The 26,265-nt window shown below is 38.6% G+C and carries 23 protein-coding genes; 17 read left to right on the top strand and 6 right to left on the bottom strand.

Annotated features, from left to right (window positions below; genetic code table 11):
• Positions 1 to 205: 205 nt before the first annotated feature.
• Entirely contained in the window at positions 206 to 1,663 is a 1,458-nt protein-coding gene (locus BWD42_RS07710; RefSeq protein WP_077434708.1) for an alginate lyase family protein, read from the bottom strand.
• A 163-nt stretch (positions 1,664 to 1,826) separates the two neighbouring features.
• Positions 1,827 to 3,290, bottom strand: a complete 1,464-nt coding sequence (cls, locus tag BWD42_RS07705) for a cardiolipin synthase (RefSeq protein WP_077435891.1) — start codon at positions 3,288 to 3,290, stop codon at positions 1,827 to 1,829.
• Positions 3,291 to 3,641: 351 nt separating this feature from the next.
• On the opposite strand from cls, the gene BWD42_RS07700 reads away from it, so the two are divergent.
• Together BWD42_RS07700 and BWD42_RS07695 are read left to right on the top strand one after the other, a co-directional pair.
• Positions 3,642 to 5,060, top strand: coding sequence for a hypothetical protein (locus tag BWD42_RS07700; protein WP_077434706.1), 1,419 nt, complete (start codon positions 3,642 to 3,644; stop codon positions 5,058 to 5,060).
• Between the two features lie 400 nt (positions 5,061 to 5,460).
• Positions 5,461 to 5,778, top strand: coding sequence for a hypothetical protein (locus BWD42_RS07695; protein ID WP_139351057.1), 318 nt, complete (start codon positions 5,461 to 5,463; stop codon positions 5,776 to 5,778).
• A gap of 335 nt (positions 5,779 to 6,113) precedes the next feature.
• On the opposite strand, the gene BWD42_RS07690 is transcribed toward BWD42_RS07695, so the two are convergent.
• A protein-coding gene (locus BWD42_RS07690; RefSeq protein ID WP_217700027.1) for an IS3 family transposase occupies positions 6,114 to 7,222 on the bottom strand; the annotation gives its coding sequence in 2 pieces (ribosomal slippage) (positions 6,114 to 6,961 and positions 6,961 to 7,222; 1,110 coding nt in all).
• 177 nt (positions 7,223 to 7,399) lie between these two features.
• Positions 7,400 to 7,558 carry a hypothetical protein gene (locus tag BWD42_RS24685; protein ID WP_175991992.1) on the bottom strand — a complete coding sequence of 53 codons (159 nt, stop codon included), beginning with the start codon at positions 7,556 to 7,558 and terminating at the stop codon, positions 7,400 to 7,402.
• Between the two features lie 283 nt (positions 7,559 to 7,841).
• On the opposite strand from BWD42_RS24685, the gene BWD42_RS07685 reads away from it, so the two are divergent.
• From BWD42_RS07685 to BWD42_RS07635, 11 genes are all read left to right on the top strand, one after another.
• Positions 7,842 to 8,366, top strand: a complete 525-nt coding sequence (locus BWD42_RS07685; RefSeq protein WP_077434702.1) for a hypothetical protein — start codon at positions 7,842 to 7,844, stop codon at positions 8,364 to 8,366.
• A 23-nt stretch (positions 8,367 to 8,389) separates the two neighbouring features.
• Entirely contained in the window at positions 8,390 to 9,055 is a 666-nt protein-coding gene (locus BWD42_RS07680; protein ID WP_077434700.1) for a hypothetical protein, read from the top strand.
• Between the two features lie 313 nt (positions 9,056 to 9,368).
• The gene (locus BWD42_RS07675) at positions 9,369 to 9,572 is read left to right on the top strand and encodes a hypothetical protein (protein ID WP_139351055.1); all 204 of its coding nucleotides are present in this window, start codon (positions 9,369 to 9,371) and stop codon (positions 9,570 to 9,572) included.
• A 2-nt stretch (positions 9,573 to 9,574) separates the two neighbouring features.
• The gene (locus tag BWD42_RS07670; protein WP_077434696.1) at positions 9,575 to 10,357 is read left to right on the top strand and encodes a CPBP family intramembrane glutamic endopeptidase; all 783 of its coding nucleotides are present in this window, start codon (positions 9,575 to 9,577) and stop codon (positions 10,355 to 10,357) included.
• Between the two features lie 307 nt (positions 10,358 to 10,664).
• Positions 10,665 to 11,270: a hypothetical protein gene (locus BWD42_RS07665; protein ID WP_139351054.1), complete on the top strand. Its 606-nt coding sequence runs from the start codon at positions 10,665 to 10,667 to the stop codon at positions 11,268 to 11,270.
• A 2-nt stretch (positions 11,271 to 11,272) separates the two neighbouring features.
• Positions 11,273 to 12,448: a hypothetical protein gene (locus tag BWD42_RS07660; RefSeq protein ID WP_077434692.1), complete on the top strand. Its 1,176-nt coding sequence runs from the start codon at positions 11,273 to 11,275 to the stop codon at positions 12,446 to 12,448.
• 29 nt (positions 12,449 to 12,477) lie between these two features.
• Positions 12,478 to 12,954, top strand: coding sequence for a hypothetical protein (locus tag BWD42_RS07655; protein ID WP_077434690.1), 477 nt, complete (start codon positions 12,478 to 12,480; stop codon positions 12,952 to 12,954).
• 152 nt (positions 12,955 to 13,106) lie between these two features.
• The gene (locus BWD42_RS07650; protein WP_077434688.1) at positions 13,107 to 13,580 is read left to right on the top strand and encodes a hypothetical protein; all 474 of its coding nucleotides are present in this window, start codon (positions 13,107 to 13,109) and stop codon (positions 13,578 to 13,580) included.
• Positions 13,581 to 13,724: 144 nt separating this feature from the next.
• Positions 13,725 to 14,198: a hypothetical protein gene (locus BWD42_RS07645; RefSeq protein ID WP_077434686.1), complete on the top strand. Its 474-nt coding sequence runs from the start codon at positions 13,725 to 13,727 to the stop codon at positions 14,196 to 14,198.
• A 152-nt stretch (positions 14,199 to 14,350) separates the two neighbouring features.
• Positions 14,351 to 14,800, top strand: coding sequence for a hypothetical protein (locus BWD42_RS07640; RefSeq protein WP_077434684.1), 450 nt, complete (start codon positions 14,351 to 14,353; stop codon positions 14,798 to 14,800).
• A 189-nt stretch (positions 14,801 to 14,989) separates the two neighbouring features.
• Positions 14,990 to 15,787, top strand: coding sequence for a hypothetical protein (locus BWD42_RS07635; RefSeq protein WP_077434682.1), 798 nt, complete (start codon positions 14,990 to 14,992; stop codon positions 15,785 to 15,787).
• A 41-nt stretch (positions 15,788 to 15,828) separates the two neighbouring features.
• On the opposite strand, the gene BWD42_RS07630 is transcribed toward BWD42_RS07635, so the two are convergent.
• On the bottom strand, positions 15,829 to 16,521 hold the full coding sequence (locus BWD42_RS07630; protein ID WP_077434680.1) for a hypothetical protein: 693 nt from the start codon (positions 16,519 to 16,521) through the stop codon (positions 15,829 to 15,831).
• A 339-nt stretch (positions 16,522 to 16,860) separates the two neighbouring features.
• Between BWD42_RS07630 and BWD42_RS07625 the strand changes: the two genes are divergently transcribed.
• The 4 genes from BWD42_RS07625 (at position 16,861) to BWD42_RS07610 (ending at position 24,057) form a co-directional block, all read left to right on the top strand.
• Positions 16,861 to 18,369, top strand: a complete 1,509-nt coding sequence (locus BWD42_RS07625; protein WP_077434678.1) for an alpha-L-fucosidase — start codon at positions 16,861 to 16,863, stop codon at positions 18,367 to 18,369.
• A 70-nt stretch (positions 18,370 to 18,439) separates the two neighbouring features.
• Positions 18,440 to 21,673 carry a SusC/RagA family TonB-linked outer membrane protein gene (locus BWD42_RS07620; RefSeq protein ID WP_077434676.1) on the top strand — a complete coding sequence of 1,078 codons (3,234 nt, stop codon included), beginning with the start codon at positions 18,440 to 18,442 and terminating at the stop codon, positions 21,671 to 21,673.
• A gap of 65 nt (positions 21,674 to 21,738) precedes the next feature.
• Positions 21,739 to 23,664, top strand: a complete 1,926-nt coding sequence (locus BWD42_RS07615) for a RagB/SusD family nutrient uptake outer membrane protein (RefSeq protein ID WP_077434674.1) — start codon at positions 21,739 to 21,741, stop codon at positions 23,662 to 23,664.
• 30 nt (positions 23,665 to 23,694) lie between these two features.
• Entirely contained in the window at positions 23,695 to 24,057 is a 363-nt protein-coding gene (locus BWD42_RS07610; RefSeq protein WP_077434672.1) for an Ig-like domain-containing protein, read from the top strand.
• 432 nt (positions 24,058 to 24,489) lie between these two features.
• Here BWD42_RS07610 and BWD42_RS07605 read toward each other — a convergent pair whose 3' ends face one another.
• Positions 24,490 to 26,262: a RagB/SusD family nutrient uptake outer membrane protein gene (locus BWD42_RS07605; protein ID WP_254846194.1), complete on the bottom strand. Its 1,773-nt coding sequence runs from the start codon at positions 26,260 to 26,262 to the stop codon at positions 24,490 to 24,492.
• Between the last annotated feature and the right edge of the window lie 3 nt (positions 26,263 to 26,265).

Here is a 26,265-nt window from a genome sequence, read left to right as displayed (position 1 = left end):
CAATTCAGCCTTCAGTTAACATTATTTAACGAAGAGAACATAAAGCAATCAGTTTATCTATGTTAAATGAAAACAACAAAGTTATCACTGATCCTTGTACATAATCAGTTTTGTAGGAATAATTATTTACTACTTTTAAAACGAATAAGCCGTAGTAAGTAAAATCTCACTACGGCTTTATAGCTAGACTAAAAGTAAAAAATTATTAACGATTGGTAATAATGATAGAGCTCGTCTTGTCATTGAATCCGGCTGTTCCAAGATTTGGCTGGTTCGTGATAAACACTTTTTGTGTACCTTCAACATTTACAGAGTCTCTGAAGTTTCCATCAAATAATAAGACTTTGAGGTTGTCAGGAACTTTGAATGAGGATATGTCATTATCCTTTATACCTAGCGATATCAGTTTGGCATTATCGTATCCTCCTAATTTTAATGACCCAACAGTTGTCCCATAATTATAATCTTTATAAAAATGTACTATATTGCCAAATGACGGCGTATTAGCAATATTCGGTGAGTTCAAAAGCGAAATATAGCGAACGACGTTATTAAAACGATCTGAAGGGGTGCCCTCGAGTAGTTCGAAATAAGGAAAAAGCTCAGAAAAAGATTGAACAATTTCATCAAGCGCGTAAAGTGAACTTTTGGGATCATATGTACCTACTCTCGGCCCGGTCCGTTCACTTTCAAATATGGATTTTTTGAATTCCATATGGTAAAGACCAGATAGGTAGGGTTCCCAGTAACGAATCGCATCTACAAGTTTTTTTCCATTTGTATTGACTATTTCCTTGCTCAGATCTCGGGCCTGAACACCTTCCATGGTATATATCGCATGTAATATTTTTGCAGTATATACTAGCCCATATGAATGATAGGCAAAAGCATCCCTGTCTTTCGTATCCGCTGTTCTTCCATCTGCCAGAAGATAATTATTCAAAAATATTTTATATTCACTTTTCGCCCGTGAAATTAGCGTGTTGTCGTTTAAAATATAACCGGAATACAATAAAAAGCACAGACGTTGTCCTTCCCAGTTATTATGCTTATTAACTTCGTTGCCATCCTGATCGATAAATTTAAATGATCCAACGGTGGCCCGGCGTCTAATCCATCCATCGACTGTATCTCTGTCTGTCTTGGTCATAAAAGAACGGATCATCGAATAGGACTCATACATTGACATCAGGTTTGTTTCAGCAGGCCTATGCCAAGACTGGACATTTACTTTGGCCCAAGCTTTCAATATTGCAGATGCTTTTGCAACATAGGGCTGGCGGATCAAGGAATCTTTGGTGAGCATGAGCTTAATGCCGATCGCACGGAGATATTCGGAGCTTTCTTTGGCTGCAGTAACCGCCGCAGGAACATCGTATACACTCCGGTGCCCAACAGGCGTGTAGGAAAGTGCTTTGGTTGCAGCTGGCTCAATAAAGGCAGAAACTTTTGTTTTTGTAGCCGGATTGATCAGATCCGCTTGAATTTGTTGCAAGCCAGGTTCATCAAACAGTAGGTTTCGGGCAAATACCGTCCCTTGTGTTTGTGCCATTTTAGCATTTAAATTCAATCCATCTGAATTTAAGTCTTTTTTTTGACAGCCCGTCATTGCCATCAAACACCCAGCCGCAAGAGTATAGATGCAGGAGATTTTATTTATCATAATATTAATAAATTAGTTCTATTGCAATAATAGACGACCAAGCGCTTAAATTGTCCCTGAAAAAGTGAAAATTTGTTTCGATCAACTAACAGAAATCTTTAAATCTGCACCTGGAAACGAAAATTCAAGGGGATGGCTGGCTCGGTAGGTATTCAATGAAATATCAGAGGAGAGGGGAGAGCAGCCGACAAATCTTCTCTATTAATTTTTTGTAAAATGGTCTATTAAGCCAGATATAATAATCCATTTTTTTGGCGTCCAAAATATCTCTTTCAAAAGCAGAGGCAAGGTCATTTGCAATTTGCGGATCGTAGACCAACGCATTTACTTCAAAATTCAATTCAAAACTTCGATGATCCATATTTGCTGTACCGATAATGGCTAAACTTCGGTCTACGACCAATGTTTTCGCGTGTACGAAGCCTTTTTGGTACTTATAAATTTCAACACCGGCCTTAAGAAGCTCTTCATAATAGGAATGTGCAGCAGCATTCACAAAAAAAGAATCAGAAACACCGGGCACTAATAGCTTTATCTTTACTCCACTATAAGCTGCAATCGTCAATCCCTCCAAAATACTTTCTCCCGGAATGAAATAGGGTGAAGTAATGATCAATTCATTTTTTGTAAGTGCAATGGCCTGAAGAATGGTATACTGTATTGTCGGATTTTCAGAATCAGGTCCACTGGATGCCATCTGTACAATTTTATTTCCATATTCTCTCCTAAATAACAGTCTTGGAAAAAATAGATCCGTAGGCTGTAAGTTAGCTTTTGCGCAAAAATTCCAATCGGCAAGAAACAAGTATTGTAAATAATAGACCCCAGGTCCTTCTATCATAAGATGGGTATCCCGCCAATATAGCTTATTGTGTATTTTCTCACTATTTATATACTTATCGCTGACATTAATACCACCGACAAAACCAATGATGCCGTCAATCACTATAATTTTCCGATGATTGCGGTAATTCAGACGATTTGCAAAAGCCAGTATTTTTATCCGATAAAACGGAAATGCTTTTACCCCACCTTGAATTAATTTTTTTACTAATTTTTTGTGTATAGCTAAGCTTCCGAAATCATCATAAATAAAACGTACTTCCACCCCCTGGAGCACTTTCTCAATCAATATATCTGCGATTTCATTGCCAATTAGATCATCCTCATAAATATAATATTCAATATGAATATGGGTTTGTGCCTTTCGAAGTCTTTCGAGTACCAAGGGAAACTTCTCTTCACCATTGAAAAGGAGCTGCACATTATTATTGCCTGTCAGAGCACTATTACCCTCATTTAAGAGGTAACTATACATACGTTCTTTATCTGCAAGCTCTATTCCTCCCTGTTCATATATTGCCGCAGAATACTTTTTGATATGCTCCCTTACCTGCGTCTCCAACCTATCATCCTGAAGTATCTTTTTGGAATAAAGCTTTTTTTTCCGGTAATTGATCCCGAATGAGAAATAAACAAGTATACCAATAATCGGCACAAAAACAATGAGCATTAAGTAGGCTAATGTTTTAGTTGAACTTCGGGTGTCCAATATAACTTTTAAACTGGTTAGAACGGTTATGATTATATAAATGATTTCGTAAATTAAAAGTCCATTTGCTTTCATACTATAAAATTTAAAGCGGTAATTTTTATTTAATGTAGACGGATAACGCGCCAAATTGTCCCAGATGGTTGCTGTTTTTCTATCGACATGCTGTTTTGATTGAAAATATCCCGTCAGGAACAACTAAAAGTAACAAATTCGTCCAAGCCGAAAGTCAAGGAGCTGACGACCCTTAATCATTATTGATCTGTATATAATAAGTAAAAGAACAGGTATATCTAAAAATCAGCTATGCCCATTTGACTTATTACTGCTGTCAATTTTCTTACGTATAAGATTTTCGTTAAAAAAATTTGGGACAAAAGCTGTGGCTAACCGTCTACCTTAAATAAACAATTTAAATTTATAATTATGAAAAAAAGGAATTATGTTTTAAAATCCTTCGCGTGGATTGGATTTCTGACCGTATTGTTCAGTTCTTGCTCAAGTGACAAATTGGAAGAAAGTATGAAACGAGCCAACAATGTGAACCAACCGGCCTTTGTCACTAACCCTAAAAACCTGAATATTATCTACTTTATTCCAAAAGATCAAATTCCTGACGCTAATTACAAAAAAAGATTAAGTGATTTATTTATATACTTTCAGAAATATATAAAAAGTGAAATGGAACGCTATGGATTTGAAAATACAAATTTAGGCCTTCCCGTGGATTCAGCTTCAGGACTTGTAAAGTTTATTGAAATAAGAGGAAAAGAAGATATTTCAGCCTATCCTTATTCTGGAGGGGACAAAAAAATCAAAAATGAGATTTTTGAATACAAAATACTAAATCCAAATGAGTTCAGTAGCAATTACCATACGTTTGTCATTACTTTAGACAACAGAGAAAAAAAAGACGTTCCTTATTATGGGCCAGCGGGATTTGCATTTGGAATTGATTTTAATAATCTAAAAGTCGAAAATATCGGAAACCGGAATCTTGTGGGATCCTACGTCGGAGGTAATTTACATGAAATGATACACGGACTGACCCTTCTTGGGGAAAATACTATCATTCATGAAAGTGGAAGGATATCGGAACAAAATACGCTCGGAAATACATTAATGGGCACTGGAAACGGGACTCTGGGTTACTCCCCGACATATATATCTTACCCATTCGCGGCAATATTGAACAGGGTGGATGTATTTCAGAAATATGCTGGTAATATCAAATTTTACGAAAAGCCCAATGCGAATATCACAACTACAAGAGTAGATTTTAATCGTGAGACACAGGCTATTGAATTGGAAGGTATCATCGATAATACAACCGAGATCAGTAACGTTTTTGCCTTCTGTCGGGAATTACCCCACGGTGGTGGATCTTATGATGTGGGATTTAAAGGAGATTTAGCACCCAATGGATTTCGTGTATCTATTCCAATCACCGATTTACAGACCCAGCGAGTCAACCGAACGGGCTACACGTTGGTCCTAAAAGCTCTTTTTAAAAATGGAGCTCACATAGATCAAAAAGTCATGGAATTTAAAGCAGAAAATAATAATGTCACTTTTGATAATGATGTGTATGTATATCAAAATTGCACATTCGGTGGTTATAAAGTTGCCTTAAAAACAGGTAATTATACCAAACAAGATTTAATAAATTTAGGAATTAAAGATAATGATATATCAGCAATATTCATCCCAGAACTACTCGGGATAAAAGTAACGTTATATGATGATGATAATTTTTCTGGAGAAAGTTTTTCTACTACAAAATCAATTGACTGTAAATTCAACGATAGAACAACGTCGATCAAAATCGAGAAACTGACTAAATAATGGATAATAAGGGAATCTAATCCTAGAGTTGGGCTATTTTAATGATTTCTTCCATGCTCTGAATTCGATTTCAATTGGGAAAGACTTAAGTAAACAACTAGAGATGCACACGAAACCAGATCTGATCCCACAGAAAAATCAATGGATCTACCTAATAATGTAGTAGGAAGAGCGTTTTTACAGAATTCAATAGTTGGGAATCTCCAGCAGAATTTATTTCTAGGTCATTGACAGAGGGAACTTTGAGATATTTGACTCCTTTAGCTATGGATAATACGGTGATACCGAATGTGACTAAACTTGTACCAACGAATCAGTAAATTGAACTTTAGAAAGTGGAATATTATTATAAAATTGAGGATCTAATTATATGTATTGTAGAAATTTAACGTTAATGTTAATGTTTTTTTTTATATTTTCTCTAGTCTTTATTTCTTGCAACACTAAAAATAAGGGTGAGTGGAAGGTTGCGGATATTAGTCGGGATACAATATTTAGTGCAGAAACCGGTGTTCGTGATGCGACTACTATGATCTTAAAAATTCAAGGTAATTCTGATGATTCTATAAAGGTACATGGTTTTAGTATTCCGGGAGGAAATATCAATAAGGAGCTAAGAGTTGATTGGTATAATTCAAAAATTTCAGTCAAGTATGAGAGTTATCGTGCAAAAAAAGGTAATATTAAAATCCAATACGATGTACCTAAAGTTTTCTAGACTGGAATTTAATAATGTTTAGCTATCATCAAGGCCGAGAATATAAATACTCGGCCTTTATAAATTGACCGATTCTATTTGATTTCACTAATTAGAGAAGAAAAAATTTTTACACCCTGGCTAAAGCAGCGAAAGACAATCCGGGTAATTTCAAGAAACAGATATAGCAATTATCAAAAGGCGTCCACACTTGGAGCACTCTCAGCAATTCAGGTCACTGATAGGTGGCATTTGTTGAAAAACCTTGGCGAGAGGCTATTAAAAAAGTCCTCTACAGAGAGAACGCCGTTGTAAGTACCCCATTTTTCCGACAGCTGGGATTGGACTTTTCTAATTTACGTTACTAATTGATTTATTTGTTGTTTGTGTCTAATATTTTTTGATAATTCCGTTGGTGTAAGATTCCCAAGACCTTCATGGGGTCTGTTGTTATTGTATTCATCCATCCATGCCTGGGTATGTTCTCTTACTTCTGACAAGTTGAAAAATAAATAAGCATCCAAAATTTCTTTGCGATAACTTCGGTTGAACCGTTCGATATAACCGTTCTGCATAGGCTTACCGGGCTGGATAAATTGAATAGCGATGCCTTGGTCTTTACACCAGAGCTCGAAATGATGACTGGTGAATTCAGGACCATTATCTACGCGTAGACAGAGCGGTTTGCCCCGCCAGTCTATGATTTGTTCAAGTGTCCGAGTTACCCGCAAAGAAGAAATTGAAGTAGCTATTTCGATACATAATATCTCACGGGAACAGTCATCTATCACATTAAAGGTTCTAAACCTGTTTCCGCTGGCCAAGCTATCGCTCATAAAGTCCATGCTCCATTTTTGATTAATGATGATCTGTTGTTCCAAAGGTTGTTTCTCCCGAGTAGGTAACCGACGTTTGCCACGTCGCTTCTTGTTCATGTTAAGCAGCTTATATACTCTGTATACTTTTTTATGGTTCCATGGCTTACCTTCTCTACGCAGGTAGGCATATAGTTTTCGAAATCCATATACAGGATGTTTGGAAGACAGCTGATCTAATGCTGCTAAAACAGCACTATCGTCTTTCTTACTAACATAGTAATATTGTGAACGGCACATACCTGTCAATTTACAGGCTCCGGTTACACTCAAACCGTGATCTAGGACAATCTCCTGAGTTAACTGTTTTTGTTGCCGGAGCCCCAACCTTTTTTTGTGATGACTTCTTTTAGGATATCATGGTTCATACTCAGTTCGGCAAACATCTTTTTTAAGCGTGCATTTTCTTCCTCAAGTTCCTTCAGGCGCTTGACATCTGATGCTTCCATACCACCGTAACGACTTTTCCAGTTATAAAAGGTGGCTTTGCTAATCTCAAGCTCTCGGCAGATGTCATCGGTCTTTCGACCTTCTTCTCCCTCTTTGAGTGCTCGGACAATCTGGGTTTCTGTAAAACGTGTCTTTTTCATCTTATTACTTAAAGCTAAACATTTATGTCCAGTTTTAAGCTGTTGGATTTTTTGGGACACTTACAGATAGCTTATCAACTTTGTATGAATAAAATTTGCACGACAAATAGTTTGAGTTTTTTTTAATAAAAAGCCGGGGTTTAAAAAAACTTAAAAGTACTTTAAAGAGCGTTTAAATTATCTAACTTTTTGCGCTTCTCTTAAAGCCATTAATGGGAGAGAAAAGGTAAGTTTTAAAGCATCTTCTGCAAGAAGGTAGTGTACATCACCTTTATGGAAAGTCGCATTTAAATAATCTAAACGTTGCACGTGCATACCTGTTCCGAAAGGACTCATATTTTTAAAAATCACGATTTTGCTATTCTTCTTCGCTATATGGTATAAGAAAAAGCTGACCGCAATTTATTCTCGAAATTTGTTTACCGCGGTATTTTGAACAAGAAAGAAGAGTTTGTAATATTTGAATTTATCAAAAAAATATTTTCATTTTTTCGGGACAATCTTAAAGTTCAACCGTCTTAGTTTTTCATCGATCGGATTCATTTGACAGAGATATTGTAGAAAGATATTCCTTTGCTTGTATTAAGGAATTAAAATTAATTATAAAAATTGAGGTGTAATGAGACAATTAAAAACATACAACTTTCTTTGCCTTTCTTTTCTTCTTTTAGCAGGAACTAATGTTTTTGCACAGAAAAAATGGAACATCAGTACGTCCATTTTTGCACAGGACAAAATGAGTAAGAAAATGAAAGAAGCCGTAGAAGTGCGCATATCTTCTGATAAATGGAACGCAGAAGTACAGCGAATCACATATGAAAAAGAAGAATGGAAAAACTCATGGATGGGAGCGAAAATATCTGACTTGTACAAAAAATGGGGCGCCCCTACGCGCAGCGCTAAAGATGAAAACGGAGAGCAGGTATTAGAGTACGAAACCGTTTCTTATAGCAGAGGAGGATGTTATACGCCTGGTTATAGTATTACAACTTATTACGGTTTTGGAAATGTACTTGATTCGAAAACGGTTCAAGGCAAAGATACGCGCTATACAAACCAAACTATTCACACTACAAGGGTGTATACAAACAAAGCAGGTATAATCACTGAACTTAAAGAAGAATCAACTTATAATCGCTTATAGTAGTATCCATAATTTAAGTAAATATGAACAGTTTTATAAAATCTATAACCGTAGTTGCTTTATTGTTGATAGTAACTTTTTCGTTTGGTCAAGGAGAATATTTCGAAGTGGTCTGCAAAAAAGTAAATGGAACGCAAAATGAATATACCGGCCGGTTAGAACCTTTGAACAATCAATCAAGTATAGTATTGGAATACAAAGGAAAAACAAAAAAACAGTTGATGCAAGCTGTTATCAAATACATTCAGGAACGTAAAGGTTTTTGGATAGATAAGATGCAAGAAGAAGACGGGAGTTATGGAGCATTTATTACGTTTGGCGATTTTGCAAGTATTGGAGATATATTGAAATGCAAGGCCAATTTGGTATCAAGTACGAGGATGAATATTCGCTTTCAGAATGACGGAAAATTGCTGCTTAGTGAAGGCAGTTGGATTTACGCCTCGTTATTTAGCAATGTGCAATACAGGATAAGCCGCGGCGGTCTTGTATTTTCAGAGGGTGATACACCTTTTAACGATTATAAATTTATACAGCCTCAATCCAAAAACGAACAGTTGGCCTACCCCGAAAGCATTTTTGATGCCGATGGCAAATTGGTAAATCCCACCAACAAAAAAATCATCGAAGATTTTTACGATGCTTATGTTATCGATCTGAAAAATTATTTGGATAAGAATTTGAAATAAAAACCAAGGAGATTGGACAACGTGTTTAGAATTTTTTCTTGACTGTAAAGTAAGAACCGTATTAGACCAGGCGAAACTTAAAAAGATGCTTGACACAGCTGAATATAAAGCACGGTGTTTTTGGAATGAAAAAACAGTCCATTTCTTCCCAAAACTTATCAACCGGAGATAACTGAGGATCACCAAGTTTATATTTCAGAATACTTACTGGATTTTATAAAAGCAGTTGCAAAGTTCATCAATGCATGATCCACTTTATCGGTGCGATAGTCAACTAACGAAAGGAGGCGAGCAGGCACTTTACATAAAGCATATGGATCTTATATTCGTTGAGATAAAGGTGTTTCCAAAAGAATATGTAATAGCAAATATGCTTGGATTGGGCAAAGAAGGTCAGGGTATTGGTAATAAAGATGATACGCAGATCAAGGAGATTGATGCATTATATGGGGCTCTTAAGGAGAGGTTTCAGTATCCTCGCCTTTGTTTTCTCATTAAAATAAGATATATAAAATAACCATGAGGTTTCCAACTTTATTTCAGTCATTTTTTATTTTGGCAGTTCTATTTGTCGTACAGATGCTATTCAATAGTATCATTAATCTCCCCAATTATAAGAGTCTGGAAGATTTGTTAACATATGCAATTCCTGCTGTTGTATTTCTATGTGGACTAAAATGGCTGGAAAAAAAAGAATATATTTTTATTGATCCAATTACAGCAAAGAAAGTAAATATGATAAATTTAGCAGTAAGTATACTAATTACGCTGCTTATTTTTCTCAATCAGGGATTGGATCTATTTTCCTTTTTTAGTCAAGGAAATATGGGTAAAACGGCGGAGAGCATTTTAAAGATTCCAGCAGATAAATTTGTATTTCTAAAAATGGTTGTAGCTGCTCCCATATTTGAAGAAATCTTATTTAGGGGTTTAATTTTCAAAGGAATACAAAGTAATTATTCAACTAAAGTAGGTCTTTTTGTTTCGTCCCTACTATTTGGAATTTTTCATTTAGATATTGTGGGTTCAACCCTATTGGCCTTTTTCTGGTGTTGGCTTTATTACAAAACCGATAATATTTTGTTCTGTATTGTTTGTCATGCAATTTGTAACCTAGTTGGTTTTTTGTTGCGCCTTTATATAAAGGCAGGTAACGATATATCTTTTTTAGAAGATTATAGCAACCATAAGATTGTCATATCAATTATCATGTCATCTGCGTCTGTTTTTATGTTGGTTATTTTAGTGAAAAGGCTGAGTATTCATAAAAACTCTATTAAATCAATAACGTATAATAGATAATCCGTCATTTTATTAAATTCCCTAATCGGTTCTATAAAATTAAAAAGCTTATTCGCGAATTTATTGTCACTAGCGACCTGAATCAGACCAGTTTAATCTAGGTTTATTTTTTTTACGGTATATCAGCTTGTCTTTTGCCGTTAACTTGTCTTTTGCCGTTAAATAACAGTTCATAAAAACGCTAGTTTTTATGAACTAATTAAAGAAGTGTTGGTCTTTTATATCCTTGTGTAAAAATATTTCATCTTTTCTCGGGACATTTTCCTGTCTTGTCCGTCCTGTAAATAATCAATATTTATTCTTAATTATGAGAAAATTCATGTTTATTTTTTTTCTGCTGGCACTATTGAGTTGCCGTAAGCAGGAACAGCGGGAAATTGATCCTTCCCAAGAACCCAAAAGAGCCTTTAACCTAAAAACCCTGAAAGAATTTTCACGGAAGCGTTCCGAATTTGTGAAGCAAAAAGCTTCCCTTAAATCTTCAACAACATTCCCGACAGGAGGATCATCCGCAAACGATTACCTGATGTGGGATGATGCTGTTAAAGAAGTGAATACCACTAACGGAAAATATTCCTATTTGGTACCGCTCAGGGGAAAGGTCAATTTTGCACCGCTAGCGGATTCGATAAGCCAAAAGGGTTATGCCATGATGGACTTCTCGACAGATGCATCGGGTACCGCCGTCTATGCACGGTTAAGGGAGTATAGACCTGACCAGATATGGATCAAGAAACTGGAAATCTTTAAGGGAAAAGGGATCAATGGTGGCGAATATGCTGATTACAAACAATTGATCATGGGCGAAGCCTATAATGGCTATATAGCTATCTATAGTTTAAAAAACGAGCTACAGAGCCTGATCAGGGTAAAAGAAGGTAAAGTCATAGGAGTTAATTATAAAAAACGCTGAACATGAAAAAAAGACAGCACTATAAAACACTGTTCCGCTATTTCATAGTTGCAGGCGCAGTTTTCATGATGGCCTTATTGACCAATTCATATACCCAAGTCCTTACCACCACTGAGGAGGATATCAATATTAACCCCGTTACCTATGATGTGGGAAGGATCGTTTGTATTAAAACACCTGAAGAACTTGCGTTATTGGAAAACTACATAGGAGATATACAGCCACCAATAGAATACAGTGACAGTGGGCTTCAAAATCCATTTACATTCAATGGTGACAACCTCATGGAAGAAGTCATTGTGACCAGATATACAGAACCGACGAAGATATATACAGAACAGATAATTTATGTAGAATGTGCGCCAGCGCCCATAGTGGGTTCCGAAACTAACGCACCAACATATTTCCCTACGATCGGTAGCGGAATGCCATGGCTGGAAGCTGCTCTCTTGGCAGAAAGTGACCGTTGTAAAAAATTAAGAGAAATGGCTTCTAAGATAGACGCAATACGGAACGATCCCAAGGTAAAGGCAGCGATGGAGAAACTGATGAAAGATTTTAAGGATTCACCTAATGAGCATGGATTCACTGTCAAACTAACAGCCAATGGGCTGGAAGTTTCGGAAATTATTAAGGGATCAGAGAACTCCTTGGAAGTTCCCTATGATGAAAATACCATTTTGGTCGTTCATACCCACCCCAAGGGATCATCTGTAGTACATTCATCGACAGATATTTACTCCCTTGCAAATCATCGGAAAAATCCCAGTTTTCTCGGTTCGGTTACAGTTCAGGGTGACCAAATACACCTGCTGTCCATAACGAATCTGGAGCGGTACGAATACTTCATCCAGTCCAAAGATAAAGATTATGACAGAAGTACATTAAGTGGTTGGAAAGAACAATCTCGACTCGACAATGATTTTCTAAGTTTCTCAGGTCAATATGCCCAGATGTACCGTGGAGTGGATGCAACCTATCCTACCCAGCTTTATCTGATGGATAAATACAAGATGGGCGTATCTTTGTTTCGTATGAACAGTGATGGATCTTCTTCACCAATCAAGGTTACTGCAACACGGAAAATGACACTCGGTAGCAGTACAACAATGAATATGGGCGGACAGACCATCAATTCTGATTACGAGAGTATAGATATTTATGAAGATTGTAAATAACAAAAAGGTATATTTAAATTAAGAGAATTATGAGAACATTATTTTTGGCATTGATATTTTTTTCATCGCTCAGTTTTGCAAAAGCTCAGCAGATGACCACATACGCAGATACAAGTAAATATCTGATCAATGAGATCGAGGGAAAGAAGAGCAGATATGTGGGACAGCCTTTTTCGGTACTGTTAAACGAGTTAAAATTAACTCCAGTCCGTATACTTCAAGGAGATTGGTATGGCCTTGATGCAGACTTACCAAAATTTGGGAAAAGACTTTATATTTATTTTAATTACGATAGAGTTTTTCATAAAACACATTTTATTCTTGTTAAATTTAAAACCCAGCCGAGTCTCGAAGTAATTTATCCTTTGTTTTTTCAAGATCCAAAAACTGCTACAAAACTAATATTGGAAGCTTACAAAAACACGATTGTCACTTACGTTGGTGCTAAGTTATACGAACAGGATGACTCATCGATTATGAATGAAAAAAATTTGGATGACGATTAATTTGAGTTTTATTTTAATAAAAAACCAGCGTTATTTTGGACAGATAGAAAATTAAATTCCTATTGATTTTTAAGTAAGGTGTCTATTCCCGGACATCTTACTTCTATTGTTTTAAAATTGGTCTTTATCGGTTTACAATAAGCTCAAATAATATGAGAACATTATTTTTGGCATTAATATTTTTTTCATGGCTATGTTTTGCAAAAGCTCAGCAGATGAACACGTATGCAGATACAAGTAAATATCTGATCAATGAGATCGGGGGAAAGAAGAGCAAGTATATAGGAAAACCTTTCTCGGTACTCCTTAACGATCTGAAATTAACGCCTGTTGATATTATTCAACGTGGCTGGTATGGACTTGATGCCGACAAACCACATTTTGGTGAGGGTTTATCTATTTATTTTAATAGAGAAAAAAAATTTAGTAAAAAACATTTTATTACTGTAAAATTTAAAAACCAACCGAGTTTTGACATACTTTATCCTTTGTTCTTTCCATTGGCAAATATGAACGTCAATAAAATAAATGAAGCTTACAAAAACGTGGTTGTCACGGACGTTGGTGTAAAGTTATACGAACAGGATAGCTTATCAACTTTGTATGAAGAAGATGAGGACGATTAGTTTGAGTTTTATTAAAAAAAAATAGAGTGATAGCGGATATAAAGACCGGATGGGTTGAAGATTTCCCAGATTATCTCAGTTGCTAAGAATTCGGTGGGTTACAGTTATAAGAATCGTACTATTTTGGTCATCCTAATGAGTATTATGAGAACATTATTTTTGACATTGATATTTTTTTCATCGCTATGTTTTGTAAAAGCCCAGCAGATGACCACTTATGCAGATACAAGTAAATATCTGATCAATGAGATCGAGGGAAAGAAGAGCAAGTATATAGGAAAACCTTTCTCGGTACTCCTTAACGATCTGAAATTAACGCCTGTTGATATTATTCAATCTGGCTGGTATGGACTTGATGCCGACAAACCACATTTTGGTGAGGGTTTATCTATTTATTTTAATAGAGAAAAAAAATTCAGTAAAACTCATTTTATTACTGTAAATTTTAGAAACCAACCGAGTTTTGACATACTTTATCCTTTGTTCTTTCCATTGGCAGATATGAACATCAATAAAATAAATGAAGCTTACAAAAACGTGGTTGTCACGGACGTTGGTGTAAAGTCATACGATCAGGATAGCTTTTCAACTTTGTATGAAGAAGATGAGGACGATTAGTTTGAGTTTTATTTTAATAAAAAACCAGCGTTATTTTGGACAGATAGAAAATTAAATTCCTATTGATTTTTAAGTAAGGTGTCTATTCCCGGACATCTTACTTCTATTGTTTTAAAATTGGTCTTTATCGGTTTACAATAAGCTCAAATAATATGAGAACATTATTTTTGGCATTAATATTTTTTTCATGGCTATGTTTTGCAAAAGCTCAGCAGATGAACACGTATGCAGATACAAGTAAATATCTGATCAATGAGATCGGGGGAAAGAAGAGCAAGTATATAGGAAAACCTTTCTCGGTACTCCTTAACGATCTGAAATTAACGCCTGTTGATATTATTCAACGTGGCTGGTATGGACTTGATGCCGACAAACCACATTTTGGTGAGGGTTTATCTATTTATTTTAATAGAGAAAAAAAATTTAGTAAAAAACATTTTATTACTGTAAAATTTAAAAACCAACCGAGTTTTGACATACTTTATCCTTTGTTCTTTCCATTGGCAGATATGAACGTCAATAAAATAATTGAAGCTTACAAAAACGTGGTTGTCACGGACGTTGGTGTAAAGTTATACGAACAGGATAACATACCGGATTAGCGATATTAGAATTAATTTCTTATTGATTTTGAAGGTGGGTTTACCAAAGGGCGCCTCACTTTAATAGCTGAATTACAAAAAGGCTATGGTTAAACGGTTCTCTTATATTTTAACGTTCTGATAGGAAAGAACTAAAATAGCCGCTGGATAAACAGGATAATCATCATCAAAAAAATAAACACTTTAAAGATGAAAATATTTTTTGCAATACTTTTGGTTGGACTAACAACAATAGTGTTCGGACAGGCTCCGAAAGAACAAGGTTTTGATAGTGTTGATTTCAACAAAAAAATGGAAATCGCGGAATGGCTATACAAATATGACATGATTGCCTGGCAAACTTCGGACAGTGTCCTTAGGCAGGATAAAAGGGATCTTGAGCGGCTGGGGGGCGAATGGTTTTGCTTGGAAAAAGAAGACATTTGGCATGCAGTTTATGGAAAGTACCAAGATAACGTCTTTGATCAGGTATTTCATTTTAAAGTCGATCGTACTGGGAAGGTCAGTAAAACAACAGAAATAGTGGATACGACCTTAACGCACCGATATTCAAGGGCGTTACAGCAGGCTTTGGCACAAATGAAAGGACATAACAACGGACTAAATTTGAAGTTTAATCAATATATCCGAGAAAATGCGGATCAAACAATTTCCGTCTGGATTTTGCCCGCTTTTCAACCCAACCATACGGCTATCTTTGGTGGAGAATTTAGCTATACTTTTGACCCAAGTGGAACGAAAATATTGAAAGATGATAGCTATTTTAAGGGACAGTTTAAAGGATTCAAAGTCGACAGGCCAAGAGAGATAGGATTAGACTATCCCGAATTGGAAAAACCTACATTAGGGGCAATATTTTTTGCCTGGTACTACAAATCGTACTTTACAAAAATTGTTATTGAAAATGCAGAGAATAGTAGCATTTTACAGAAAACTAACAGCGGCTGGGAGTGGACTCACGGTCCTGAAGGTGCCGAAAGCGAATAATGATTGTATTCAATGTTTTCTGGAGATAGTTACCATCGTTTTTACTGATAACAGATATAGCTTTGCCCTTTCATTTCCTCGAAATGGAAAACCTTGAATACAAGCCTGGATATTAGTTCCATCACCCGATTGGCGGGCTCGGTTTTCATGCTTAGAGACAATGATGTGAACCTGGAATCCCATTGAAATCCCATTTGCTGGAGCTGGTAAAGCTGATGATCCCAGATCACATGCTTCTTTTGGAGCGTTTTTATTTTGTGGATCCGCAGGATCAGCCTCCTGCGACAGGTCATGACAATTCCAAGTTCCTGTTTTTTGTTGAGGATAAGCGTGACTTGCCGCACTTCCCCGCGGATTAACTTTTCCAACAGATCGCTCAGTATCGCGGAAAAGGGCTGTTCTGCTGGCGGAGTCGTATTCAGTTCTTCCAGCTTATTTTTACCTTCATTGATCCAACGAAGGTAAAGTTGTTTCAATTTTTCTGGTCCCCGTAAGGCGAGAAGTTTTTTATAATAAGAGACCTGCCTGCTGAGCATTTGTTTTTCAACATACCTGGGATCCAAAACCGTTTCCAGAATCTGCAGTTCGCGGTTGATCTGTCCAAGCCGTTGCGCGTGATGATGGGCTATGAGATAATCCCATTCGTTGATGCTTTCGGAAATAAACTTTCTCAACACGCGAGCTTCCTTTCGATGCTGTTTTATTAATATTTTTAAGCAGCTTGAATCATGCATAATAGACCATTTTACCAAATTTACAGATTATAATCATTGGTTATAAAGCAAATCTGAATGGCGTGGATGCATTTTGCTTGTATTCGTTGATTTTACAGCCTCCGCAACGGAAATTACATTAAAATCCTCTTTTAATATATTTCTTTTCCAATTCATTTTTTTTCACCAAAATCTTCTACAATTGCTATTTCGCGCTGTGCAATCCTGTCTGCCACTCCGTTTTCTGTATGGATCAAAAAAAATAAAAATATTTCGGGACAATTTAAAGTGTCAATCGTCTCTATTCAATAACCAATTTATTTATATATGGATTACTTACACATTTAACTCTAAACAATCATGAAGAGAGTCTCACTGAAAATACATTTGTTGGTTATAGCGGCGTTATGTTGTTCAATTGGAACACTGAGCGCTCAAAAAAACTATGCCCGAGCGAAGATAAAACCTGAGAAGCTTGTTGAAATCAACTATGGACCAATCGTTGACCCGCATCGCAACGATGATGCCATGAAGGCATTTCGCGGCTATGGTCTTGGACAATTTATCCACTGGGGGATCTATGCTATCCCGGGCAATGAATGGGAAGGACATCTATATAGAGGGGCTTCTGAATGGATCAGAAGTTGGGGCGGGAGCTCTGCTCCAAAAAATTGGGCGTATATTTATGATAATCTCTATAAACAGTTTGATCCAAAGGATTTCGATGCAAGAAAATGGGCCAAACAGGCGAAAGAAATGGGCGTAAAATATCTGATTTTTACAACAAAGCATCATGATGGATTTGCCCTGTGGCCAAGCAAATTTTCATCCTACAATATTTCAGGTACTCCTTATAAAAAAGATATTGTCAAAGAAGTAGTAGATGCTTATACTGCCGAAGGTATAGATGTGTTTTTATATTTCTCGGTCATGGAATGGAGCAATCCCAACTATATGGGCAAAAAACCTGTAACGGAGGAAGAAAAAGCGAAATTCAATAAGTTTCTGGAATATACCAAAAATCAGATCTTTGAACTCCTCGGAAATTATTCACAGGTCAAGGGACTTTGGTTTGACGGTACCTGGGATGCGTCATGGGTTTCGTCTTATAAGTATACTTATCAGCTGGAAAAGGATATCCGTGCCAAATATCCCCGTATCATCATTGGCTCCAGATTCAGAAATGACGAATATGGCAAACGTCATTTTGACAGCAATGAAAAACTTATGGGCGACTATGAACAGGTCTGGGAAAGAAAATTGCCGAAGGAGGTCGATTGGCTTGATGGAAATGCCTGGGAAGCCGTGATGACAATAACCCCCGGAGACTGGGGATACACCAAGAACTGGGAGAACAAGTATATTAAAACGACAAACGATATTATCGGATTGATGATGAAATCGGTATCGATGAATGGAAATTTTGTATTGAATTTCGGCCCGGATGGGACTGGAAAAATGCATCCTGGTGAAGACAAAATTGCAAGGGAACTTGGCGAGTGGATGGCTGTAAACAGAGAGGCTGTTTATGGTGCGCAGAACGCTAAAGGTTTTCCGGATACTCCGTATGGCTATTTTACACGAAAAGACAACAATCTCTACTTGACTATATTCAACCGACCGATAGATAATATCGTTCGCATTACGGTACCTTCGGAGACAAAAGAAATCCCCAAAACAGCGACGCTGATGCTCAATGGAAAAATGCTTATGCTCAAGCATGCGGACATTGGGTTTGATGTAGACACAAATAGTTACTATGATATTATACTGCCCGACGATTTGCAATCAAACAGGCCGTTTGTCGTTAAAATAAATTTGATGGGCGCTGCAGATAATAAGAAAAAGGGAGTCGATGCGCATATGTAATAAATACACCGGCTCAACATGCCGGAAGAGGGAAAGAAATACTTAAATCCCCCATTTAACTCTTTACACAATGAAAAATTTAAGAAAAATCAGATTTCTAATTTCATGTCGATCATTCATGGTATTGTCGTCAATACTCATGTGGTCTGTACAGCATGCTGGGGCGAATATGATATCCAATAGTTCGCGCCGTGTCAAAGTCTTTTATAAGGATACGATTACGGGTAAAGTAGCGGACTTGAAAGGAAAACCACTACAAGGTGTGACCGTCCGGATAAAAGGGACACAAACTACTGTTACCACTAATGATGCTGGGGAATTTTCCATCCCGGCGGATAACACCAATGTGGTATTGGTTTTTTCACATGTTGGGTTCGATAGCCTTGAATTGCCTGCAAGTAAGGCTAAGTTTGTACAGCTGACAGCTAACGATAATGCGCTAGATGAGGTGGTGGTCGTGGGCTTTGGTACCCAAAAGAAAGTAAATTTGACTGGTGCGATTTCGCATGTTGGTAAAGATGTCTTTGAGAATAGGCCCGTTGCCAACATCGGTCAGGCGCTACAGGGTTTGGTTCCGAATTTAAATATAACTTTTAATAATGGAGCACCCAACACAACGCCCGGCTTTAACCTGCGTGGAGGTACTTCTTTTAAAAAGGAAAACGAAAACAGCCAATTTGAAGCGGTAAATGGAAATCCCCTGATCATTATTGACGGCGTAGAGGGATCGTCGAGCCAGCTGAATCAGCTGAACCCGAATGATATCCTGGACATGTCTTTTGTAAAGGATGCCTCCGCTGCCGCGATCTATGGTACCAAAGGCGCCTTTGGGGTGATCTTGGTCCGAACCAGGCGGGGTGAATTTAACCAAAAAGGAAAGATAGCCTATTCTTACGATCTTTCCCTGGATAAACCAGCCGCCATACCGGATATCCTTGATGCGGCAATGATACAGCGTGCTTCTATGGACAAGACATTATGGACAGGTGGCAGTGTGGGAACCAGCGACGAAAGAAAGCTGGATATGATCAATAAATATATCCAAAATCCGATCCCGGAGAATGCCTGGTATGAGGAGGCCAATAGATTAATCTGGGTAGCCAATACAAATCCCTTCAAGGAAATGGTCCGAGACTGGACACCCATGCAAAAACATACCCTGAATGCAAGTGGTGGAGCGGAAGCGATTAACTATTATGTCTCGCTGGGCTATCAGGATCAACAAGGTATGTATAAGATCAATACGGATAAATTCAAACGGTACAATACCTTGGTGAATCTGAATGCTAAAGTAAAGGACCGCTTCAATATTTTTGTGAAAATAGGGTTTGACCAAACTGACTATGAGCGGCCGTATCTGGTTGGCGGAAAGGGAAATATCTGGCAGGCGATGACCGGCGACCCAGGTCGAAACATCAATATGCCCATAAAGACAGGGCCTAATGATCCATTGCCAAACACCTATACGGATAATATATTGGCCTGGACATCGTATGGCGCCCGAAATCGGTCGCGTGAACGGAAGATTTCATTGGTTGCCTCACCTGAATTTATCATTCTGCCCAATAAGCTTAAACTCAAGGCTGATATCGCCTACCTACCCCAAAATAATAGATTGAATCGCTATAGTCCCAAAATGCAGCAGATTGTTGATAGCTGGAATTATACCGTACAGCAACAGGAAGCCGCGGAAAATAGGGCTTACCTGGAGCATTCCTATATAGATAATTATGTCATGAACCTCTATGCGGATTATCAACAGACATGGGGCAAAGACCATCAATTTTCTACTGTCTTGGGCTATAACCAGGAAAAAACAGACTATGGACTGACGGGTAATGAGCTCAGAAAACTGCTGTCTCCCAATGTGCCGAACCCCGATGCGTCGGAAGATGCCAGCCTTCATCTGGTTGAAACCGCGGCGAATACGATCACCGGGCGTGCTGCTTTCGGCCGGGTGAATTATATCTATAAAGGAAAATACCTTTTTGAGTCTAATTATCGATACGATGGGAGCTCCAAATTTACCCCCAAAGATAGGTTTGTCAGTTTTCCTTCCTTCTCCATTGGCTGGCGGATTTCGGACGAGCGGTTTATGGCTGCTACGTCTTCCTGGCTGAATAACCTGAAAATCAGGGCGAGCTGGGGAAAGCTGGGTAATCAGCCATCTAACCCTTACCCGTATCAACCGGTATTGTTAACCGGCCAATCCACGTATCTGATCGATGGCAATCGGGTTACTTATTTGAGTCCGCCAAAGCTGGTATCACCTTATTTAACCTTTGAAAAGGCCGAGACCAAAAATATCGGTCTGGATGCAACCTTTCTGTCCAACCGCCTAGATCTAACCTTTGAGCTGTATCGCCGTACTACAAAAGACATCTTGACCGACGGAAATGCTAATTATACTTCTTTTTTGGGGACAGATCCGCCATATGTCAACTCAGGAATATTTCGAACGGATGGGTTTGAGCTGGCACTTCAATGGAAAGACAAACTTGAAAATGGACTGCATTACCGCGTTGGATTTAATTTGTCAGATTACTCGGCAAAAGTAAATCGTTTTGCCGGAAATGATTTAAAGACATTGAAGAAAGGAAACGATGAGCTATTGTACAATGGTAAAGAAATAGGGGAGATCTGGGGTTATGAGACAGGTGGTATCCTCCAGGAAACAGATTTTGCGGGAAGAAATCCGAATGGAAGCTGGATTTTTAATGGACCGTACCAATCAAAAATTAATGCAAATCTATATCCGGGGTATATTTGGTATCAGGATCTGAACGGTGATGGGAAAGTGGACAATGGTAATGGCTTAGCTGATGACAGCGGTGATATGCGGGTGATCGGTAATTCTACGCCGCGTTATAAATTTGGTCTTACTGGAAATGTCCAATATAAAGGTTTTGACCTGGATTTTTTATTTCAAGGTGTACTCAAACGTGATGTGTGGACTTCATCTTCATCGTATTGGGGGGGAGGCGCAGGTTCGAGATGGATGCTGGAACGCTCCTGGACCCCTACAAATACGGACGCTAAATTCCCGATGTATACTGCACCGATCCAGACGCAAAGTGGCTATCTGATCAACGGAGCCTACATTCGGCTAAAACAACTGGTACTCGGATATACACTGCCGAAAGAGATGATTAAAAAAATTGGATTGGAAAGAGCAAGGTTTACACTTTCAGGATTTAATATTTTTGAAATCACCCAGATACCGGGGGTATTTGATCCGGATCAAATCTCGTCGCAGTATCCGCAGAAAAGAACAGTCGCGATAGGGACACAAATCGTCTTTTAAGTATGGCGGTGGACAGATCGTGGAGATTTTAGTAAATAGTATATTAATATAAAAGAAACAATAGCATGAAACCAAGAAGAAATATAGTGGTGTTAATACTTGCTGCGTTGGCACTCGTATCATGCAATGATAAATTTTTACAGGAAGATCCTATTCAGGACATTTCTGAAGGTGTAGCACTTAGTTCGGAAATGGAGCTATCGATCTATTTGAATGGTTTATATAGCCGGTATGTAGAGGGGCACCAAGATGGTTGGTCAGATAAAACATCTGCACCTTTTTCGGTGACTGGGAGCCATTTGGTATACGGTGATTTTATGAGTGATAACTTGGTAACAAAGGGAAATGTGACTGACAGATTGGACGGCTCCTACCTGACACCTGTCTCTGGAGGAGGTAACGGATGGGAATGGGAAAATCTGCGGAACGTCAACTATTTTTTGCGGAACTACAAGAAGGCCTTGCCGGCAGTGGGTAACGATCCGGCGAAGCTGGATAAATACCTGGGGGAGGCACTTTTTTTCAAGGCCTGGGAGTACTACAAGAAAGTGATGATCTTTGGTGATGTCCCTTGGTTTACACTTGACTTTAATATCGACAGTGATCGGCTGCAGGCCTCCAGGGACAGCCGGACTGTGGTGATGGATTCGGTCATGTGGTGTATCGACCAAGCCTTTGAAAAACTGCCTGCTATGACGAGCAAATCTGCAGCAAATGGTCGAATTAACAAAGATATGGCCGCTTTCCTAAAAGCACGTATCGCGCTGTTTGAAGGTAGTTTCAGAACTTACCATACGGAGCTGGGGCTCCAGTCAACTGCTGGGCGCTGGCTGGAGGCCGCCGTGGAGGCAAGTAATTACCTGATGGCTGGAAACCGATATGCACTCTATAAAAAAGGGCCTGATTCGTACTGGAAATTATTCACCTTTAAAAATAATCCCGCATCGGACGGCAATACTGAGGCAATACTGGCCCGTACATACGACGGGGTACGCTTGGGCCATGCGACGCAACGCTACTTTGACCAGAATACCACAGGTGGTGCGACAAGAGGGCTCGTGGATGAGTATCTGTGCATCGACGGTAACCCAATCTATATCGGTGGAACGGAAGGTGCGTATTTTCCCAACCCTAATTTTAAAGGCTATGATGGCATGTGGAGTGAAATGGAAAATAGGGATCCTAGACTGATGCAGACAATAGGCTACCCAGGACAATATCGTTCGATATTTAATAGGACAACAGGAAAATGGGGGCAGGAAGAAAACGGGATTACTTACCCAAGACTGTCATACAATAATGGAAGCTCCATGGTAACCGGCTATTCGATTGTGAAGCACTGGATGGGCGACCGCACAGAGAACGAACTCGTAACCCTGGGGCAGCAGACCGCAATAGAATTTCGTTATGCAGAGCTGCTGTTGATCAATGCGGAGGCGAAGGCCATACTTGGAAAAATTACGCAACAGGATCTGGACAATACAATTAATAAACTGCGCGAGCGAGCCGGATTTGACTTTGCAAAGTATCCGGGCAGCCGTCTGGTGATGGGCAGTGAGCCAAAAGATCCGCGCCTGGACAAAATTTATAGCGATAAACTGGATTATCCGGTGTCGCCTTTGCTCCGTGAGATCCGTCGCGAAAGGAGGGTAGAGATGTGTGTGGAAGGACTCCGCTATGAAGACCTAATGCGCTGGAAAGCCGGAAAACTGCTGACCATACCGCTAAGAGGAATGAAGTTTACAGAAGCAAAAAAAGCACTTTATGATGGCTCCCATACTTCCAAACCCCTAATTGCAGTAAAAGAGGAAGTGGGCAAAGACATTTTTCTGGATACAGAGGGTTTTATTATTGCATACCCTAAAAGCCCGAGGATCACTGACGGAACGCTCCCCTGGGAAGATAAACGATACTACTGGCCACTGCCGCTGGATGACCTCAACTTGAATAAAAATCTTGTCCAAAATACTGGTTGGCAAGGGGCAAAATAATAGGTGATTTGATTCTTAAATAAAACGAAAATGAAAGAAATATTGAGCTATAACAAATTATTTTTTGCAATTGGGGCTCTTGTTATTGTTGCTTCATGCAAAAAGGATGAAATATCGGGAACTGGTCTATCATTGAAAGAAGCAAAGTATGCCAACAACCGAATGGAGATCAGCTTAAAGGACAATGAGACCTTAAAATTGACAGCGATCTTGACACCAGGCAACCAGACAACAACAGCAGTAACCTATAGCAATAAACATCCAGAGATCATGTCAGTGAGCAGCGATGGCCTGATTACAGCAAAGAGCGTCGGTCTGGATACATTAACGGTCTCCGCCCAATCTGGTCCACAATTGCAGGTATCGTATGTTGTCAATATACTAAAGCATTGATCAATAACACTAATTCGAAAGGCTATATTGCCCGGATAGCTGTTAAATATTTTATTTTTTTTGGAAGTTTTCTGTTTTCAACCATCCTAAAAAGTCAAAGCTCTCAAAGCTTTGACTTTTTTTCTTACAACTGATTGATTAATGCTTGAGGCTGTTTCAAATTTATTGAGACAGCTTTTTTTCATTACATACGTTACACGATCTATTGGTGAGTATTTACAAAAACCAAATGTGCATATTTTTAAAAACAAACGCTATAAAAAATAAAGTCTGTTTAACTTAATAGAAGGACTTTAGATTACTAAACTTATCAGCGTGGAACAGGATCATCAAACTGATATGCTCGCTTTCACAAAGACCAGCCTTACAATTTAGCCTAGTTGAGTTTTAGATTTCGGAAATATCCATGGTCCAAAAAGCTTTTCAGGAGCATTACTCCAACGTTGGATTAAATTCTCCACCCCAGTCTTTATTTTGCTTGATATTCGGATTTTTGTCTATCACAGATTGAGCAATCGGAAAGAAATAATAGGTGTCCGGCACCAGATTGATTTTATTTCCGGTACTTGGCACCTGCAATACATTGTACTTAAACTGATTTTCTTTCAGCTGGTAATTTTTCGCCAAGTCTGCCGCTACTTTTAGATCCATATCGCTTCCGTTGGCATTGATCGCAATCGCTTCCACGCCCTGTTTGGTTTTATTATTCAGTACAGCAAGCTTACGTAAGCGACGTAAGTCCCAAAAGCGGTGCCCTTCAAAACAGAACTCAATATTTCTTTCCGCCAATAAAGCTTCCCGCATATCTGCTTTATTACCGGCTGCGATACCATAGCTATTATCTACCCCCGGTTCGATGCCTGCGCGCATCCGGATCTGTTTTAGAAGGGACATTGCCGTGGTCAGATCCCCAGTCTCATTTGCTGTTTCAGCATAATTCAATAGCACCTCCGCATAACGCATCAGTACAAAATCCACATCATATTGGGTCTCCACCTGCGTTTGTCGTAAAGAGAGTTTTGAATTCTTCAAAATAAAAAAGCCCGTGTACCGATCTCTATTCGAGGAGGTTGTTCCTGCTTTTGGGTTTTCTCCAAAATTGTCCAGCGCATCCGCGATGCCCAGTGAGGTATATTGCCTTTTCCCTGTTTTACCCGAAACCTCGTAGACCTTACCGTTCCAAACAATGGATTTATCAAAACGGGGATCACGGTTCTCCCAATAACTTTGCAGGAACTGTTCATCTGTTTTATGGTATTTACCCGTGGGATCATTATATAGTTTACCATCTTTCATCGGAAATTCTTTCACAAAATCCCAGGTAGGTACAGCACTGGCAGTCCCGCGGCTTTCGGAGCCCGGCCGTACCCCATTATCCCAGTTAGCAATCTTATTGGGATAGGAGTTTATGACTGCAAAAACCACCTCAGGCCCTTTCTCTACCAAGGCGATATTGTAGTAATCAGCAGTCAGGTTATATCCCTGAGCTTTTAGCTGTTCATAAGCTTTTTTATTCACCGCATTTGCTTCTGCCCAATAGGTATTCCCATAAGGATTGGAAGGATTAAATTGTGGCGACGCTTTATACAACAATACTTTAGCTTTAAAGGCCAGAGCAAAATTACCGTCAATACGTCCATAATCCGCCGCACCTTTCGCTATCGTCATCGGCAAATAACTCAGCGCCTCATCCAGATCTTTTACGATTAAATCAAAGCATTCTTTGGTACTGTTGCGCGGAACTTTCAATTCATCATCTTCCAGATCCTGTGGTTTTGTAATGTAAGGTACCCCACCGTGATGCTTGACCATATTGAAATACATATAGGCACGCATAAAAAGTGCCTGACCTAAGATGGATTTCTTCGTGGCATCATTTAATCCTGTACTTTCGGACACCTTCTGAATAGCGGTATTGATCTTGCGCATGGTTGTATAGTCCCAAGCCTTATAAGCCGTATTATTGACCGTCACCGCATTCAAAGGAAAATTAATTCCAGCAAGCTGTTGCGAATTATTGTCTGCGCCACTGCTCCAGTTTCCAAATAAGGTATATAAATTAGCCAGATAAGCATTGACAAGATTGGGGTCATTCCACACCTTGTCTTCATTTACCGAATTGAGATCCTCAATATCCAATACATTCTTGCAGGAAGCCGTTGTCAGCAACAAGGCAACCAGCGGATAAAATATCTTTTTCATCATTAA

The organism is Sphingobacterium sp. CZ-UAM (genome assembly GCF_002000245.1).
In the GTDB taxonomy this organism is placed as follows: Bacteria; Bacteroidota; Bacteroidia; order Sphingobacteriales; family Sphingobacteriaceae; genus Sphingobacterium.
Note: the sequence above shows the minus strand (reverse complement) of the source record. Positions and strands in the feature narration are given on the sequence as shown.

Excerpts from the sequence above, each read along its gene's own strand:
- BWD42_RS07635 (WP_077434682.1), top strand. The coding sequence starts at position 14,990 with ATGAAAATATTTTTTGCAATACTTTTGGTTGGACTAACAACAATAGTG.
- BWD42_RS07710 (WP_077434708.1), bottom strand. The coding sequence starts at position 1,663 with ATGATAAATAAAATCTCCTGCATCTATACTCTTGCGGCTGGGTGTTTG.
- BWD42_RS07645 (WP_077434686.1), top strand. The coding sequence starts at position 13,725 with ATGAGAACATTATTTTTGACATTGATATTTTTTTCATCGCTATGTTTT.
- BWD42_RS07650 (WP_077434688.1), top strand. The coding sequence starts at position 13,107 with ATGAGAACATTATTTTTGGCATTAATATTTTTTTCATGGCTATGTTTT.
- BWD42_RS07675 (WP_139351055.1), top strand. The coding sequence starts at position 9,369 with ATGGATCTTATATTCGTTGAGATAAAGGTGTTTCCAAAAGAATATGTA.
- BWD42_RS07620 (WP_077434676.1), top strand. The coding sequence starts at position 18,440 with ATGAAAAATTTAAGAAAAATCAGATTTCTAATTTCATGTCGATCATTC.
- BWD42_RS07625 (WP_077434678.1), top strand. The coding sequence starts at position 16,861 with ATGAAGAGAGTCTCACTGAAAATACATTTGTTGGTTATAGCGGCGTTA.
- BWD42_RS07670 (WP_077434696.1), top strand. The coding sequence starts at position 9,575 with ATGAGGTTTCCAACTTTATTTCAGTCATTTTTTATTTTGGCAGTTCTA.
- BWD42_RS07615 (WP_077434674.1), top strand. The coding sequence starts at position 21,739 with ATGAAACCAAGAAGAAATATAGTGGTGTTAATACTTGCTGCGTTGGCA.
- BWD42_RS07660 (WP_077434692.1), top strand. The coding sequence starts at position 11,273 with ATGAAAAAAAGACAGCACTATAAAACACTGTTCCGCTATTTCATAGTT.
- BWD42_RS07605 (WP_254846194.1), bottom strand. The coding sequence starts at position 26,262 with ATGATGAAAAAGATATTTTATCCGCTGGTTGCCTTGTTGCTGACAACG.
- BWD42_RS07695 (WP_139351057.1), top strand. The coding sequence starts at position 5,461 with ATGTTTTTTTTTATATTTTCTCTAGTCTTTATTTCTTGCAACACTAAA.
- cls (WP_077435891.1), bottom strand. The coding sequence starts at position 3,290 with ATGAAAGCAAATGGACTTTTAATTTACGAAATCATTTATATAATCATA.
- BWD42_RS07630 (WP_077434680.1), bottom strand. The coding sequence starts at position 16,521 with ATGCATGATTCAAGCTGCTTAAAAATATTAATAAAACAGCATCGAAAG.
- BWD42_RS07680 (WP_077434700.1), top strand. The coding sequence starts at position 8,390 with ATGAACAGTTTTATAAAATCTATAACCGTAGTTGCTTTATTGTTGATA.
- BWD42_RS07685 (WP_077434702.1), top strand. The coding sequence starts at position 7,842 with ATGAGACAATTAAAAACATACAACTTTCTTTGCCTTTCTTTTCTTCTT.
- BWD42_RS07655 (WP_077434690.1), top strand. The coding sequence starts at position 12,478 with ATGAGAACATTATTTTTGGCATTGATATTTTTTTCATCGCTCAGTTTT.
- BWD42_RS07665 (WP_139351054.1), top strand. The coding sequence starts at position 10,665 with ATGAGAAAATTCATGTTTATTTTTTTTCTGCTGGCACTATTGAGTTGC.
- BWD42_RS24685 (WP_175991992.1), bottom strand. The coding sequence starts at position 7,558 with ATGAGTCCTTTCGGAACAGGTATGCACGTGCAACGTTTAGATTATTTA.
- BWD42_RS07610 (WP_077434672.1), top strand. The coding sequence starts at position 23,695 with ATGAAAGAAATATTGAGCTATAACAAATTATTTTTTGCAATTGGGGCT.
- BWD42_RS07640 (WP_077434684.1), top strand. The coding sequence starts at position 14,351 with ATGAGAACATTATTTTTGGCATTAATATTTTTTTCATGGCTATGTTTT.
- BWD42_RS07700 (WP_077434706.1), top strand. The coding sequence starts at position 3,642 with ATGAAAAAAAGGAATTATGTTTTAAAATCCTTCGCGTGGATTGGATTT.